Source organism: Paenibacillus sp. F411 (assembly GCF_017582705.1).
GTDB lineage: Bacteria > Bacillota > Bacilli > Paenibacillales > Paenibacillaceae > Paenibacillus_AQ > Paenibacillus_AQ algicola.
In genome coordinates this window covers 51,932-66,251 of the sequence record NZ_JAGFIP010000020.1, presented here as the reverse complement: position 1 = coordinate 66,251, position 14,320 = coordinate 51,932, and the positions used below count along the sequence as shown (strand labels likewise).

14 protein-coding genes and 1 rRNA gene are annotated in these 14,320 nt (G+C 52.5%); 14 read left to right on the top strand and 1 reads right to left on the bottom strand.

Translation table 11 applies throughout. From position 1 onward, the window contains the following. From rrf to pssA, 13 genes are all read left to right on the top strand, one after another. Nucleotides 1–102: ribosomal RNA gene (gene rrf, locus JJQ72_RS17915) — 5S ribosomal RNA — on the top strand; the annotation flags it as partial. Between the two features lie 131 nt (nucleotides 103–233). Next, nucleotides 234–1,175, top strand: a complete 942-nt coding sequence (locus JJQ72_RS17910; RefSeq protein ID WP_208204494.1) for an ABC transporter ATP-binding protein — start codon at nucleotides 234–236, stop codon at nucleotides 1,173–1,175. Then, entirely contained in the window at nucleotides 1,168–1,926 is a 759-nt protein-coding gene (locus JJQ72_RS17905; protein WP_208204493.1) for an ABC transporter permease, read from the top strand. Before JJQ72_RS17910 ends, JJQ72_RS17905 begins: the two co-directional genes overlap by 8 nt. 58 nt (nucleotides 1,927–1,984) lie before the next feature. Continuing rightward, nucleotides 1,985–2,371, top strand: a complete 387-nt coding sequence (locus tag JJQ72_RS17900; protein WP_138227180.1) for a GntR family transcriptional regulator — start codon at nucleotides 1,985–1,987, stop codon at nucleotides 2,369–2,371. Next, complete coding sequence (locus JJQ72_RS17895) at nucleotides 2,371–3,072, top strand: ABC transporter ATP-binding protein (protein ID WP_138227179.1); 702 nt, start codon at nucleotides 2,371–2,373, stop codon at nucleotides 3,070–3,072. The genes JJQ72_RS17900 and JJQ72_RS17895 overlap by 1 nt, the downstream gene beginning before the upstream one ends. Continuing rightward, nucleotides 3,069–3,815, top strand: coding sequence for a hypothetical protein (locus tag JJQ72_RS17890; protein WP_208204492.1), 747 nt, complete (start codon nucleotides 3,069–3,071; stop codon nucleotides 3,813–3,815). The genes JJQ72_RS17895 and JJQ72_RS17890 overlap by 4 nt, the downstream gene beginning before the upstream one ends. Before the next feature lie 381 nt (nucleotides 3,816–4,196). After that, nucleotides 4,197–4,658 (top strand): CtsR family transcriptional regulator, encoded by a 462-nt coding sequence (locus tag JJQ72_RS17885; RefSeq protein ID WP_138227177.1) that lies wholly within the window; start codon nucleotides 4,197–4,199, stop codon nucleotides 4,656–4,658. Between the two features lie 34 nt (nucleotides 4,659–4,692). Then, entirely contained in the window at nucleotides 4,693–5,214 is a 522-nt protein-coding gene (gene mcsA, locus JJQ72_RS17880) for a protein-arginine kinase activator protein McsA (RefSeq protein WP_138227891.1), read from the top strand. A 55-nt stretch (nucleotides 5,215–5,269) separates the two neighbouring features. Continuing rightward, on the top strand, nucleotides 5,270–6,349 hold the full coding sequence (gene mcsB / locus JJQ72_RS17875; protein ID WP_208204491.1) for a protein-arginine kinase McsB: 1,080 nt from the start codon (nucleotides 5,270–5,272) through the stop codon (nucleotides 6,347–6,349). A gap of 69 nt (nucleotides 6,350–6,418) precedes the next feature. After that, nucleotides 6,419–8,866 (top strand): ATP-dependent protease ATP-binding subunit ClpC, encoded by a 2,448-nt coding sequence (gene clpC, locus JJQ72_RS17870; protein WP_138227175.1) that lies wholly within the window; start codon nucleotides 6,419–6,421, stop codon nucleotides 8,864–8,866. Nucleotides 8,867–9,166: 300 nt separating this feature from the next. Beyond that, complete coding sequence (radA, locus tag JJQ72_RS17865) at nucleotides 9,167–10,534, top strand: DNA repair protein RadA (protein ID WP_138227174.1); 1,368 nt, start codon at nucleotides 9,167–9,169, stop codon at nucleotides 10,532–10,534. A gap of 13 nt (nucleotides 10,535–10,547) precedes the next feature. After that, nucleotides 10,548–11,624 carry a DNA integrity scanning diadenylate cyclase DisA gene (disA, locus tag JJQ72_RS17860; RefSeq protein WP_138227173.1) on the top strand — a complete coding sequence of 359 codons (1,077 nt, stop codon included), beginning with the start codon at nucleotides 10,548–10,550 and terminating at the stop codon, nucleotides 11,622–11,624. 51 nt (nucleotides 11,625–11,675) lie between these two features. Continuing rightward, on the top strand, nucleotides 11,676–12,404 hold the full coding sequence (pssA, locus tag JJQ72_RS17855; RefSeq protein ID WP_138227172.1) for a CDP-diacylglycerol--serine O-phosphatidyltransferase: 729 nt from the start codon (nucleotides 11,676–11,678) through the stop codon (nucleotides 12,402–12,404). Between the two features lie 130 nt (nucleotides 12,405–12,534). On the opposite strand, the gene JJQ72_RS17850 is transcribed toward pssA, so the two are convergent. Further along, complete coding sequence (locus JJQ72_RS17850) at nucleotides 12,535–12,930, bottom strand: nucleoside triphosphate pyrophosphohydrolase family protein (protein ID WP_138227171.1); 396 nt, start codon at nucleotides 12,928–12,930, stop codon at nucleotides 12,535–12,537. Between the two features lie 270 nt (nucleotides 12,931–13,200). On the opposite strand from JJQ72_RS17850, the gene JJQ72_RS17845 reads away from it, so the two are divergent. Beyond that, the gene (locus tag JJQ72_RS17845; protein WP_138227170.1) at nucleotides 13,201–14,289 is read left to right on the top strand and encodes a PIN/TRAM domain-containing protein; all 1,089 of its coding nucleotides are present in this window, start codon (nucleotides 13,201–13,203) and stop codon (nucleotides 14,287–14,289) included. The last annotated feature ends 31 nt before the right edge of the window (nucleotides 14,290–14,320 follow it).

Here is a 14,320-nt window from a genome sequence, read left to right as displayed (position 1 = left end):
GGAAGGGTTCCACGCGTACCCATCCCGAACACGAACGTTAAGCCTTCCAGCGCCGATGGTACTTGGACCGCAGGGTCCCGGGAGAGTAGGACGCCGCCAAGCAAAGAAGAAACCGTTACTGCAGCTAATGCAGTAACGGTTTTTTTGTGTTATCATCACAAGCGTCCATTGACAGTCTTGCTATCCTAGTGTACTATCTAACTATAACACTAACACAAGCAAGGGGTGGAAGTATGACCGGAAATAGCAATGAAGTGGTACTCAGTGCGAAATCAATTACCAAAACGATCGGCAATCGCAATATTGTCGATAACCTGTCTTTTGACATCCGTCGCGGCGAGGTGGTAGGTCTTCTCGGTCCGAACGGAGCCGGTAAGACGACGACCATTCGAATGATCGTTGGGCTGATCCGGATCTCGAAAGGGGATGTCACGGTGCATGGACACAGCATCCGCAGTGAATTTACACAAGCCATTTCCCATATCGGGGGTATCATTGAGAACCCGGAGTTTTATCCCTATATGAGCGGCTATGACAATCTGAGGCAGTATCAGCGGATGAGTGAAGGGATTGCAGAATCCAGACTGCACGAGGTCGTGCAGCTTGTAGGCTTACAGGATGCCATCCATAAAAAGGTTCGTTCCTACTCCCTCGGGATGAGGCAGCGCCTGGGTATTGCTCAAGCCCTCCTGCATAACCCGACCATCCTGATCCTCGATGAGCCGACGAATGGCCTTGATCCGGCAGGCATTCGCGAGATGAGAGATTATCTGAAGCAGATTGCCAAAGAAGAAGGGATAGCAGTCCTCGTTTCAAGCCATCTTTTATCGGAGATTGAGCTGATGTGCAGCCGTGTGGTCGTTATTCAAGAAGGCAGGCTGGTGACAGAACGGGTCATGGGCCAGGGGCAGAATCAGGAGGGCTGGGTCACAGTGTGCATTCGTGTAAATCAGGCTGACGCTGCCCTGGAGGTCATTCGGAGCATGCAGGAGGTTACGGTGCTGAATCAGCTTACAGACCAGCCGGAGCTGATCCTGAGGCTGAAAGACGACTCCATCCCTGTCATGGTACAGCGGCTGGTAGAGCATAAGATCTTTCTCTACCGGATCATCGAAGTGAAGGAAACGCTGGAAGAAGAATTTTTAAAATGGACGGGAGGCGGCCGTATTGCGTAGCTTTGTAAAGCTGACCATCAACGAATGGCTGAAGATGTTTAAAAAGAAAAGCTTTGTTCTCCCGTATGCTCTGCTGGCAGCCATGGCCTTTGGCATCGCATACCTGATCGATTCATTTGCCTCCGGCTCCAGTACGACATTGGAATTTGCCCAACTGGCCGTAAGCACCCAAGGAATGGGGCAGATGATGACTTTGCTGGCGATCGTATCTACAGCGGGTCTGGTGTCGATGGAATTCAGCTTCGGAACCATTAAGCTGCTGCTTGTCCGTGCACAAAGCCGCAGCAAGATCCTGGCCTCCAAGTATACAGCAATTTTGATGTATCTTGTGACGCTGGCTGCTTTCACGCTGGCAGCGGGGTTGGCGGCGGGAGCGCTCTTTTTTGAAGCATCGGGTGGAAATATGACCTTCATAGATTTGCTGTGGAGTACGCTCTACAGTCTGGTGTACACTCTCCTGTTTGTAACGATTACCTTTGTCGTCAGCATTGTGACCCGCTCCACCGGCGCAGCCATCGGCATCGGCATGTTCCTGATTGTGGCACAGGGTCTGGCAAACCAGCTATTAACCCGATACAATTGGTATAAATATCTGCCGTTCGTGAACGTAGATTTGTCCATATACAGGGATGGAGGAACAGGGCCTCTTCCGGGAATGTCACTAACCTTCTCGGCCTCCTTGCTGGCCGTATACCTGCTGCTGTTTCTGGCGGTCGGCTTCTGGACGTTTCACAAGCGTGATGTTGCATAAGCAGTAAAGCCAGGACGGGTGCAGCCCTTACCCAAGCGGCTGAAAGGAGAAGACCCCAGTGAGTATAGAATTTGACAACAACCTGCCCATATATATTCAGATTATGAATTACATCAAAAAAGAGATCATTACCGGCAAGCTTCAGTCGGGAGACAAAATCCCGTCTGTGCGTGAGCTTGCCTCCTTGCTGCAAATCAATCCCAACACCGTACAGCGTACCTTTCAGGAACTGGAGCGTGAAGAGATCGTGGAGACCAAGCGGGGGCTCGGCCGGTATGTCACAAGTGAGGAATCCAAAATCATGAGCATTAAAAAAGAAATGGCTGGAGATCTGATTCAGCATTTTATTACAGAAATGAAAGAGCTCGGATTTCAGGAGCAGGATATTCTGTCCATCGTCTCGGACGCATTCAGAACCGGAGAATTCAACGGGAGGAAGAGCTAATGGTAGAGCATCTGCTTCAATTCAAAGGGGCTTCCAAGCAATATGGCCGCAAGACTGCGCTGCAAGACATTTCCTTGACAGTCGGAAGCGGAAAAATTATCGGACTGCTGGGGAGTAACGGAAGCGGCAAAAGCACCCTGATGAAAATGGCCGCAGGTCTGCTCTCCCCTTCCTCCGGAAGTGTGGAGGTTCAGGGGCTTCCTGCGGGACCGAAGACAAAAAGTATGGTCTCGTTCATGCCAGACCGTCCGCTGACAGAATCATGGATGAAGGTGAAGGACGCGCTGATGTTTTACCGTGATTTCTACGTCGATTTTGATATGGAGAAAGCGACACATATGCTGGAGTTTATGAATCTGAAGCAGGAGGACAAGATCAGTGCACTGTCAAAGGGCATGAACGAGCGGCTTCAGCTGACGCTTGCGCTGTCCCGCAATGCTGCTCTGTACTTGCTTGACGAGCCGATTGGCGGCGTAGATCCGGTAGCGCGAGGCAAGATTTTGGATGCCATTGTGGAGTTTTATCATGAGGACAGCAGCATTATCATATCTACGCATTTGGTGCGGGATATTGAGCGGATTTTTGATGAGATTGTCTTTATCCGGGACGGTGAAATGGTCATGCATGAGGAAGTTGAGCAGCTGCGCTTAAAGCATGGCAAAAGTGTTGACGAGATGTTTAAAGAGGTGTTTGCGGAATGATTAGGCTACTGAAATATGACTGGAAACGGAATGGAAGAGCGGTGCTGGCTCTGATCACGGTGCTGGTTCTTCTGCAGGGCGTCATGCTTACGCTGAATAGTCTGGGGTACTGGAAGGATGAAGTGACATTGGTTCTTAGCATGGTGGCCTATGCCATGACGGGGGTCATCCTGCAAATCATTGTGTTTAAGACATTTGACCATAATATCCGCTCTTACAGCCGGCGCCTGCTTCCGGTCCCGGTATCCTCCGGGATGATCTCTACCGTTGTGCAGTCCTGGATGGCGCTGATCTTTATTGTGCTGCTGATAAGTGCTCATATTCTGGTGCTCTGGAGTGAGAATTGGCGGGCATTCATGCAGGTTGGCGTGTTACACTGGCTGGATTGGACTTTGATGATTCTTGCACTTTTGTGGCAATTTACTTCCTTTGTGGTTACGGTGCTCTTCTGTGTAACGGTGGCAAGAGTATTTTCTGCAAAAGGAGGCCTGTGGCTCGGCATTGCGCTGTCCATTGCGATTCCAAGCGTCGTTTCCTGGCTGGGTGACCGGATTGAAGGGGAACCGAACGCCTGGACGAACAAAATCTTTGTGCTCCAAATCGGTGTCCAGGAGTCTGCAGCCTCCCCGGTTAGACCCATCACGGAAATCCCCTGGGGACCGCTGCTTCTGGAGCTGATCGTGGTAGCCGTTCTTGTGTATTTCACGAAGAAGCTGATTGAGCGTAAAGTAGAAGTAAGCTAAAGCGCGCTTGATGTGAGAGAATACGATCATAACAGTTCCGGCAGCGCCCGGATTCCCTATCCCCTATGCCGTGCAAGGGCAGCAGATGCTGCCGCTGTACGGCAGGGGCTTTTTTGGCAGGATAAAGGGTGAGGCAAGGCTGGTAAGGGTGAATTTTGAAGCGGCATGAATATTCTCCAACAGCCCGGTTAAAAATGATAACGGAGCTCTTGGCAAATCATAAAAATATGCTATAATATTATCAAAGTCAAAGAAAGTCAAAGTCAGCGAAAAGGGATTCTAATGGTTTGCAGGTGGTTAAACATAACCAGGAGCAAGACTCTGTGCGACACGTGTAAGATGAAGACGGCTTAGCGTTTCAATCAGTGGAGGATGAACAACATGCGTAATATCTCGGATATTATCGAACAATATTTAAAGGGCAGTCTACAGGACAGTAAGGAAGGCACGATCGAAATTCAGCGGAATGATCTAGCCGAGCAATTTTCGTGCGTCCCTTCCCAGATTAATTATGTCATCCAGACCCGTTTCACCTTGGAGAAAGGGTATTTGGTGGAGAGCAAGCGAGGCGGCGGCGGCTACATTCGCATTCAGCGGATCGAGCTGCCTCAGCATACGGAGCTGCACCATCATCTACATCACAGTATCGGCAGCCATATAGACCAGACTGCAGCGGAAGGGCTGATCTACCAGCTGGAGGAATCCGGATTTCTGAGCAAGCGGGAGGCTTGTCTGATGCGGGGTGCGATATCCAGGGAGTGTCTGAATCTGAAGCTTCCTTATCGCGATGAGCTCCGTTCCCGGGTCATGAAGGCGATGCTGCTGTCGCTGCTGGGCAAGTAAACACGGTCTATTGTAGAGGGGAGAGTGAATGAGTATGGTGTGCCAGGAATGCGGAATCCGTCCGGCGACGCTTCATTTTACGAAGATTGTGAATGGCGAGAAGACGGAATTCCATTTTTGCGAGACCTGTGCGAGGGAGAAGGGGGAGATGATCCCCGGAACGGCGAATGGCTTCTCGATCCACAGCCTGCTCTCCGGCCTGCTGGATCTGGATCCATCGGGTAAAGGGCAGCTGTCCGGCGCCAAAGCACCTCAGGTTCCAAGGTGTGAGGAATGCGGGATGACCTATACCCAGTTCAGCAAGCTGGGCCGCTTCGGCTGCAGCTCCTGTTACAGCTATTTCTCGGATCGCCTGGATCCCTTGTTCAAAAGGGTGCACGGCAGCACCACGCATGTCGGCAAGGTGCCGAAGCGAAGCGGTGGACGCATTCAGACGAAGCGAAAGATCGCCGAGCTGAAAAAAGAGCTGCATGAACACATCGTTCAGGAAGAATTCGAAACGGCCGCGCAAATCCGCGACCAGATCCGGGAGTTAGAGAAGGGGCTGACCCCGTAGTTTAGTCGGTCTCTTTGCTTACAAGCTGCATTTATTTTAGTAGGAGGAATGCGTGATGTCGAATCTCCGGTTCACCGAACACGCACTCAGCGAGTGGATGCGCGGAAGCGGTCAGGATTCTGATATTGTCATCAGTACCCGGGTGCGGGTAGCACGCAATCTGCGTCAGCTTCCGTTCCCGCTGCTAGCGACCAACCAGCAGTCCGGTGAGGTGCTGAGCATCCTGACCGGGGTGATCCAGGAAGGGCTGTGCGAGGAGGGGACTCCTGCCTTTCACATCATCCATCTGGATGAGCTGGACGACCTGGATAAGAAGGTGCTTGTCGAGAAGCATCTGATCAGCCCGAACCTTGCCAATGAGTCGAGAAACGGGGCAGTCGTGTTAAACGACGATGAATCTATCAGTATTATGATTAATGAAGAGGATCATTTACGCATCCAGTGCCTGTATCCTGGCTTTCAGGTCATGGAGGCTTGGGAGAAGGCCACAGAGCTTGATGATGCTTTTGAAGAGAAGCTCGATTATGCGTTTGACGACAAGCGCGGCTATATGACGAGCTGCCCTACCAATGTCGGCACCGGTCTTCGAGCGTCAGTTATGATGCATCTGCCCGCGCTGGTCATGACCCAGCAGATTAATCGGATTCTGTCGGCGGTATCCCAGGTTGGCTTGACGGTGCGCGGAATTTATGGCGAGGGCAGTGAAGCACTCGGCAATCTTTTTCAAATATCGAATCAAATTACGCTCGGACAGACCGAGCATGAAATTATAGATAACCTGCACAGCGTCGTGCTGCAAATTATCGAACATGAGAAAAATGCGCGCGCGAAGCTGCTGAACGACTCCCGGCTGCGGATTACGGACCGGGTTATGAGATCATATGGCATTTTGTCCTATGCAGCTGTGATGGAGTCTAAGGAAGCTGCGCAGCGCCTGTCCGACGTTCGTCTTGGCGTGGATTTGGGTCTGCTGGACGGTCCGTCCAGCTCCGTGATGAATGAGCTGAACGTGATGACCCAGCCCGGATTTCTGCAAAAGAAATTCGGGGAGAGCATCCATCCGGGCGACCGGGACTCTTGCCGGGCGAAGCTGATTCGGCAGACGCTAAGCGGGCAGCAGCAGGAGCCTTGCTAAACCATTTTGCAAAATGACGGCGCTGCGTTTAAAATCAATACAACCATCAATCATGGAGGTGCAATACTTATGATGTTTGGCAGATTTACGGAACGTGCACAGAAGGTGCTCGCACTGGCTCAGGAAGAAGCAGTACGGCTTGGCCATAATAATATCGGTACAGAACATATTTTGCTCGGATTAATCCGGGAAGGCGACGGTATTGCCGCCAAAGCATTGATCGGTCTTGGACTGGGTCTGGAGAAGATTCAGGATGAGGTAGAGACCTTGATCGGACGCGGTCAGGAACAGCCGACGAATATTGCCTACACCCCAAGAGCGAAGAAGGTCATTGAGCTCTCGATGGATGAGGCGCGGAAGCTGGGCCACACGTATGTGGGCACCGAGCATATTCTGCTGGGACTCATTCGCGAAGGCGAAGGTGTGGCTGCACGGGTGCTGAACAATCTGGGCATCAGCCTGAACAAAGCGCGTCAGCAGGTGCTGCAGCTGCTTGGCAGCAGCGAAGCGGTTTCGAGCCATCACGGCCAGCCGCAAAATGTCAATACGCCAACGCTGGACAGCCTGGCGCGTGATCTTACAGCGATTGCGAAGGAAGGCAATCTGGACCCGGTAATCGGGCGCAGCAAGGAAATTGAGCGCGTTATTCAGGTGCTGAGCCGCCGGACGAAGAACAATCCGGTGCTGATTGGTGAGCCAGGGGTAGGTAAGACGGCAATCGCCGAAGGCCTGGCCCAGAAAATTATTAATAATGAAATTCCGGAAACGCTGCGTGACAAGCGAGTGATGACGCTCGATATGGGCTCCGTGGTGGCCGGTACGAAATATCGCGGTGAGTTCGAGGACCGCCTGAAGAAAATCATGGACGAGATTCGCCAAGCAGGCAATATTGTTCTGTTTATCGACGAATTGCATACGCTGATTGGTGCGGGCGGCGCAGAAGGAGCTATTGATGCCTCCAACATTCTGAAGCCTTCTCTGGCTCGGGGAGAGCTGCAGTGCATCGGGGCAACTACCCTGGATGAGTACCGCAAGTACATCGAGAAGGATGCTGCACTGGAGCGCCGCTTCCAGCCGATTACGGTGGATCAGCCGTCTCCGGAAGAGGCCATCCAGATTCTGTACGGTCTGCGTGACCGGTATGAAGCGCATCACCGTGTCAAAATTACCGATGAAGCGATTGAACAGGCGGTACGCTTGTCCGACCGTTATATTACAGACCGCTTCCTGCCAGATAAAGCGATCGATCTGATTGATGAAGCAGGCTCGAAGGTAAGGCTGCATACGTACACCATTCCACCGAACCTGAAGGATCAGGAATCTCGTCTGGAGGATATCCGCAAGGAGAAGGATGCTGCTGTACAGAGCCAGGAGTTTGAGAAGGCTGCGGCGCTCCGTGATACGGAGCAGAAGCTGCGTGAAGAGCTGGAAGTGACGAAGAACCAGTGGAAAGAGAAGCAGGGACGTACAGATTCCGAGGTAACTCCGGAGGATATTGCGGATGTGGTAGCCATCTGGACCGGTATTCCTGTGAACAAGCTGAAGGAAGAAGAGACCGAGCGCCTGCTGAACATGGAGCAGCTGCTTCACAGCCGGGTCATTGGCCAGGAGGAAGCCGTCAAGGCAGTCAGCCGTGCCGTACGCCGCTCCCGCGCTGGCCTGAAGGATCCGAAGCGCCCAATGGGCTCCTTCATCTTCCTCGGTCCAACCGGTGTAGGTAAGACTGAGCTTGCCCGTGCATTGGCAGAAGCCATGTTCGGCGATGAGAACGCCGTGGTGCGGATCGACATGTCCGAGTACATGGAGAAGCACTCGACTTCGAGGCTCGTTGGAGCGCCTCCAGGATATGTCGGCTATGATGAGGGCGGCCAGCTGACCGAGAAGGTTCGCCGCAAGCCTTATTCCGTCGTCCTGCTTGATGAGATTGAGAAGGCTCATCCGGAAGTGTTTAACATCCTGCTGCAAGTGCTGGAGGATGGACGCTTGACCGATTCCAAGGGCCGGGTTGTTGACTTCCGCAACACGCTGATCATTCTGACCTCTAACGTTGGAGCGGAAGCGATCAAGCGTAACTCTACCCTCGGCTTCACGGCATCGCTGGATGCGGGCCATGATTATAACAACATGAAGGGCAAGGTCATGGATGAGCTGAAGAAGAGCTTCCGTCCTGAATTCCTGAACCGGATTGATGAAATCATCGTGTTCCACTCCCTGGAAGAGAAGCACATCGGCGAGATTGTGACGCTGATGTCGGATGAGCTGAAGAAGCGGCTGCGTGACTTCAATGTGGAGTTCGAGCTGACCGATCAAGCAAAAGCATTCCTGGCGAAGGAAGGCTATGATCCGGCATTCGGTGCCCGTCCGCTCCGCAGAGCGATTCAGAAGCATATAGAGGATCGTTTGTCCGAGGAGCTGCTGAAGGGCAATATCTCCAAAGGAGATCAGCTGCTGATCGACGAGAGCGAAGGCGCGTTGACCGTAACCAAAACGCAGGCTGCCCCGGCGCAGCAGGAGTAACCCAAGTCATAATAAGATACAGGATCTCATCAGGCAGGAGAGTAAGAGTTGCCGGCGACAGCCGGCAGCATGCTCCTCTGCTGTGATCGCGATTGAAGAAGCAGGCCGATGCATGATGCGCGAAGGCCTGCTTTTTTTGTATATACAGTAAGGCTTTAGGAAAAACAGACCGATAATCAAGGAGAGGATTCCCGATTTGCCTTTACGTTGGTTTGTGATCAATGGTAAACTTTGAGTAATGCCTAATTCGCAAAAGACTTATGGTTTTTTGTAAAGGATGGTCATCATAAAGGAGAGAACATGGCTAAATCCAAAACCAAGTTTTATTGTACCGACTGCGGCTATGAATCGCCGAAATGGTACGGCAAATGCCCAGGCTGTCAGGCCTGGAACTCCATGGTGGAAGAAACCGAGACGGTAATCAAGACACAGGGCATGAATTCGCCCGTATTTCATAGTAAAGAGAAGCCCGTATCCATCCTGAATGTGGAGAGCGGCAAGGAGCCCCGGATCGAGACCGGCATTATAGAGCTGAACAGAGTACTCGGCGGCGGACTCGTCCCGGGTTCACTTGTGCTTGTCGGCGGTGATCCGGGCATCGGCAAATCAACCCTGCTTCTCCAAACCTCGAATCAGCTGGCTAATCGCGGGCTGCGGGTGCTGTATATCTCGGGAGAGGAATCGGTTCGCCAGACCAAGCTTCGTGCTGACCGCCTAGGGGCCTTATCCCCGGAGCTGTTTGTGCTTTGCGAGACGAATCTGGAGAGTGTGGAGGAAGCGATTGAAAGCGTGCAGCCGCAGTTTGTGGTCATTGACTCCATTCAGACGGTGTATCAGCCGGATATTTCAAGTGCGCCGGGAAGTGTATCGCAGGTGCGGGAATGTACCGCCCGGTTTATGCGGATTGCGAAGGTCAAGGGCATCGCTACAGTGCTCGTGGGCCACGTGACGAAGGAAGGAGCCATCGCGGGACCGCGGATGCTGGAGCATATGGTGGATTGCGTGCTTTATTTTGAAGGGGAACGCCATCATACGTACCGGCTGCTGCGCGCCGTGAAGAACCGCTTCGGCTCCACGAACGAGATGGGGATTTTTGAAATGGGTGAGGAGGGGCTGCGGGAGGTTGGCAATCCATCCGAGCTGTTTCTCTCCGAGCGTCCGCTGGGGGTGGCCGGCTCTACGGTGGTAGCGAGCATGGAAGGCACACGGCCCGTACTTGTGGAGCTGCAGGCTTTGATCTCATCGACTCATTTTCCGTCTCCAAGGCGGATGGGCACCGGGGTAGATCATCACCGGATGAATCTCATTATTGCGGTGCTGGAGAAAAGGATGGGCATGTTCCTGCAGAATCAGGACGCTTACCTTAATGTAGCCGGGGGCGTAAAGCTGGATGAGCCGGCTGTGGATCTTGCGATCGCAGTCAGCATTGCATCCAGCTTCCGCGATGTACCGACGAAGCCGTATGACGTCATCTTCGGAGAAGTCGGCCTGACCGGTGAAGTGCGGGCAGTGTCCCGTGCGGAGCAGCGGGTGAAGGAAGCGCAGAAGCTGGGCTTTAAACGGGTTATCCTGCCCGAGAAGAGCCTGAAGGGATGGAAGCATCCCAAGGGCATAGAAATTATTGGAGTTAATACGGTAGCAGATGCGTTAGCGGTTGCGTTAAATTAGGGGGCATACTAAGGTGAAAGAATCGGTTCAACTGGACAAAATGAATGAACTGCTGAAGCTGGTGGCACCGGGGACAGCTTTCCGTGACGGACTGGAGAACGTGCTGCGCGCCAAAACCGGGGCCCTGCTCGTGGTCGGCTACAGTCCAGAGGTGATGGAGGTTGTAGACGGAGGCTTCTCCATCAATTGTGACTTCTCGCCGAACTACTTGTATGAGCTGGCCAAGATGGACGGTGCGATTATTCTGAGTGAGGATTTAAGGCGGATACTGTATGCCAATACCCAGCTCATTCCGGACTCCTCGATCTCCTCCATCGAAACCGGAATTCGGCACCGTACTGCAGAACGGGTGGCGAAGCAGACGGGGAAGCTGGTGGTGTCCATCTCCCAGCGCCGGAACATTATTACGCTGTATCAGGGCTCGATCCGTTATTCTCTGAAGGAAATTGGCGTCATCCTGACCAAAGCGAATCAGGCTATTCAGACACTGGAGCGTTACCGGGTGGTGCTGAACCAGTCGCTGACGAACCTGTCCGCCTCGGAATTTGAAGAGCTGGTTACAATCCACGAAGTCGTAAATGTTATTCAACGGGTCGAAATGGTGTTAAGGATTAAGAAGGAGATTAAACGGTATATCAATGAGTTGGGTAACGAAGGCCGTTTGATCAGTATGCAGATGGAAGAGCTCGTCAGCAACATTGAAGAGGAAGCCTGGTTCCTGTATGCCGATTATGCCAAGGAGTACAGCGAGGAGAACGTCAGAGAGATTATTCATGCATTGAAGCGGCTGGATGACGAGGAGCTTCTCGATATTAATCTCATTCTTCGGCTGTTGGGCTATCCCTCCTCCACAGCTACCGCCGATGAGGAAGTGCTTCCCCGGGGCTACCGCATCCTGAATAAAATCCCGCGGCTGCCGAATGTCATTATTCGTAATCTGGTGGATACATTTGAGGATTTGCCGAGCATTATGGCGGCGAGCATTGATGAGCTCGATGAAGTGGACGGCATCGGAGAGGTGCGGGCGCGCACGATTAAAGAAGGTCTGAAGCGTCTGCAGGATCAAGTATTTATTGACAGACAAATGTAAATATCATACAATCTATTAACGTGATGTAAAATCTAACGAGGTGAACAACCCATGACGAAATCAATTCCGAACATGTTTACTTTAGGTAATCTGTTTCTCGGAATGATTGGCATAATTCTTGCGGTAAACGGTAACACCAGCACAGCGGCTATTATGATTATCGTCGCTATGCTGCTTGACGGACTGGATGGCAGAGTGGCTCGCGCCCTCAATGCGCAGAGTGATTTTGGCAAAGAGCTGGATTCCCTGTCTGACATCGTATCGTTTGGCGTAGCACCGGCGCTCATTATGTATTCCGTAGCTTTTATGGATATGAACAGTGCGCTGGCCTGGACTGTAACCGCGGTCTTTCCGATGTGCGGAGCGCTCCGACTGGCACGATTCAATGTCCGCCCGGGTATTCCGGGATATTTCATCGGGCTGCCAATTCCGGCGGCGGGCGGTGTACTGGCTACACTGGCTCTGTTCCACGAAGAAATTTCAGCGCCCTATATGATGATTGCCATGCTGCTGCTCTCTTATCTGATGATTAGCCGTGTGAAATACCCGAACTTCAAGAAGATCGGCCTTCCGAAGAAGGCGATCAAGTTTACGCCGCTGGTCGTTATTGCTGCGGTCGCTGTAGCGGTGTTCTTTCCGGAGCAGACCTCTATGCTGATCTTTGTACCCTTGGTGCTGTATGCAGGCTTTGGCCTGAAGCAGAGTGTGCAGCGTCTCATTCGCGGCCGCCGTATGAAGCGGAATTCTGAGGAAGAGGCGTATCGTTCTTCGGACCGGTAATGCCATCTGTGACCATGTATAGCGTTACTCGGATCCATACCGACATATCCACGAATGAATAAAAAGCATTTATTTCCTGTCCTTGAACGTAAGGGCAGAGAAATAAATGCTTTTTTTGCTTAGAACATCTTTACGATAGATTGAACAATCCCAGCGTCGAGCATTTCTTGGATTCCTTGTTGAGTACTTCCTCCAGCTGAATATCGAGCAGGTTGGCCATAGCAGACATATAAAACAAATTGCGCCCCAGCTCAGAGCTTACAGCCTCCCGGCAATTCTCGCACAAGCTTCCCTCGATATGAGTGCCGGCATGCGCTCTGGCCGATTCAAGATCGGTCCCGGCGTCAAAGCTTTGTTTGGTGGCATGCAGCTCAATACAACCGCATTCCGTGATCGCTTTGGTGACAGCCCGGTTAACGGAAGCACTGCTTTGGCCATTCTTGGAGAGGACGTCCAGCAGACTGCGGTGGCGGAGCAGCAATTCGGAGACCTGATCCTGAAAGGCCTGTAAATTAGGAGCGTTCATCGTTTAACATCCACCTCGATTTGTTGATATAGTTGCATTCATTATAGTCCACCCCATCTAGGGATTCAACCTGGCCAGCTTGCCGGGAATCGGCTTGAACCGGGGATTCTCTCCGTCATGCCCTGATATGCCCTGAAAGTCAGCCACATGACCGCGCATTTTCCTCTTCCAATAAAATTTTACATTTCTATACGATTATCCATTGGAAAATCAGACCATACTGAGTGCTATAAGTTGACACTATTTTGTTAAAGGAGGTGCGCCGGACCTATGTTAAAAAAAGCTATCTTAGTATTCACCTTACTGTGCGGGGCATGGTGCGGAAATTCGTTATATGAGTGGCTGGAGCCATCGTTTCCCGAGCTGGGGCTCGTATTTGGCCAAGGCATGCTGGGAGGGGGAAGCGGGGTGTTTGCTCTCTTGGGTGCGCTGCTGTTCGGGATGAGCGGGACGCTTCTGGCCGACCGATTCGCCGGAAGGCTGCAGGGAGTGATTGCTGCCTGCGCAAGAGTGCCTATGAACGAGCTGGCTGCCGGTATGGCGGGTCTATTGGGAGGCCTGCTGCTGTCGCTGCTCCTCTCCCCAGGCCTTGCCTGGCTGGGCCAGGGAGGACGCCTGCTTCAGGTCGGCCTGACGCTGCTGGGAGGCTATGCGGGCTACCGGATCGGCCTGGAGAAGAAGGACGAGCTGGCATCCTTCTGGATGAGCGGCCGCTGGAGTCAGAGCGCCGAACCGGAGCCGAGCTGGTTCGAGGAGCATAAGATTCTGGATACCAGTGTCATTATTGACGGCAGGATTGCTGATATTTGCAAGACCGGGTTTATTGAGGGGACGATTGTCATTCCTGAGTTTGTGCTGGAGGAGCTGCAGCATATCGCGGATTCATCTGACCTGCTGAAGCGCAATCGGGGACGGCGGGGACTGGATATTTTGAACAAGATCCAGAAGGAGCTGGACGTCAAGGTACTCATCTATGAAGGAGACTTTGAAGACATCTCCGAGGTGGACAGCAAGCTGGTCAAGCTGGCAAAGGTGCTTCAGGGCAAGGTGGTAACCAACGATTTCAATCTCAACAAGGTATGTGAGCTGCAGGGCGTGTCGGTGCTGAACATCAATGATCTGGCGAATGCGGTGAAGCCGGTCGTGCTGCCAGGCGAGGAAATACTCGTGCAGATCATCAAGGATGGCAAGGAGCACGGTCAGGGCGTGGCTTATCTGGATGACGGGACGATGATCGTCGTGGAAGGCGGACGGGATTATATCGGCAACATGATGGAGGTGCTGGTCACAAGTGTCCTTCAGACCTCGGCGGGACGGATGATTTTTGCGAAACCGAAACTGTTGGAAAAAGCGCAGTAAACAGGTATGATGGAACATGTACCTATACTGC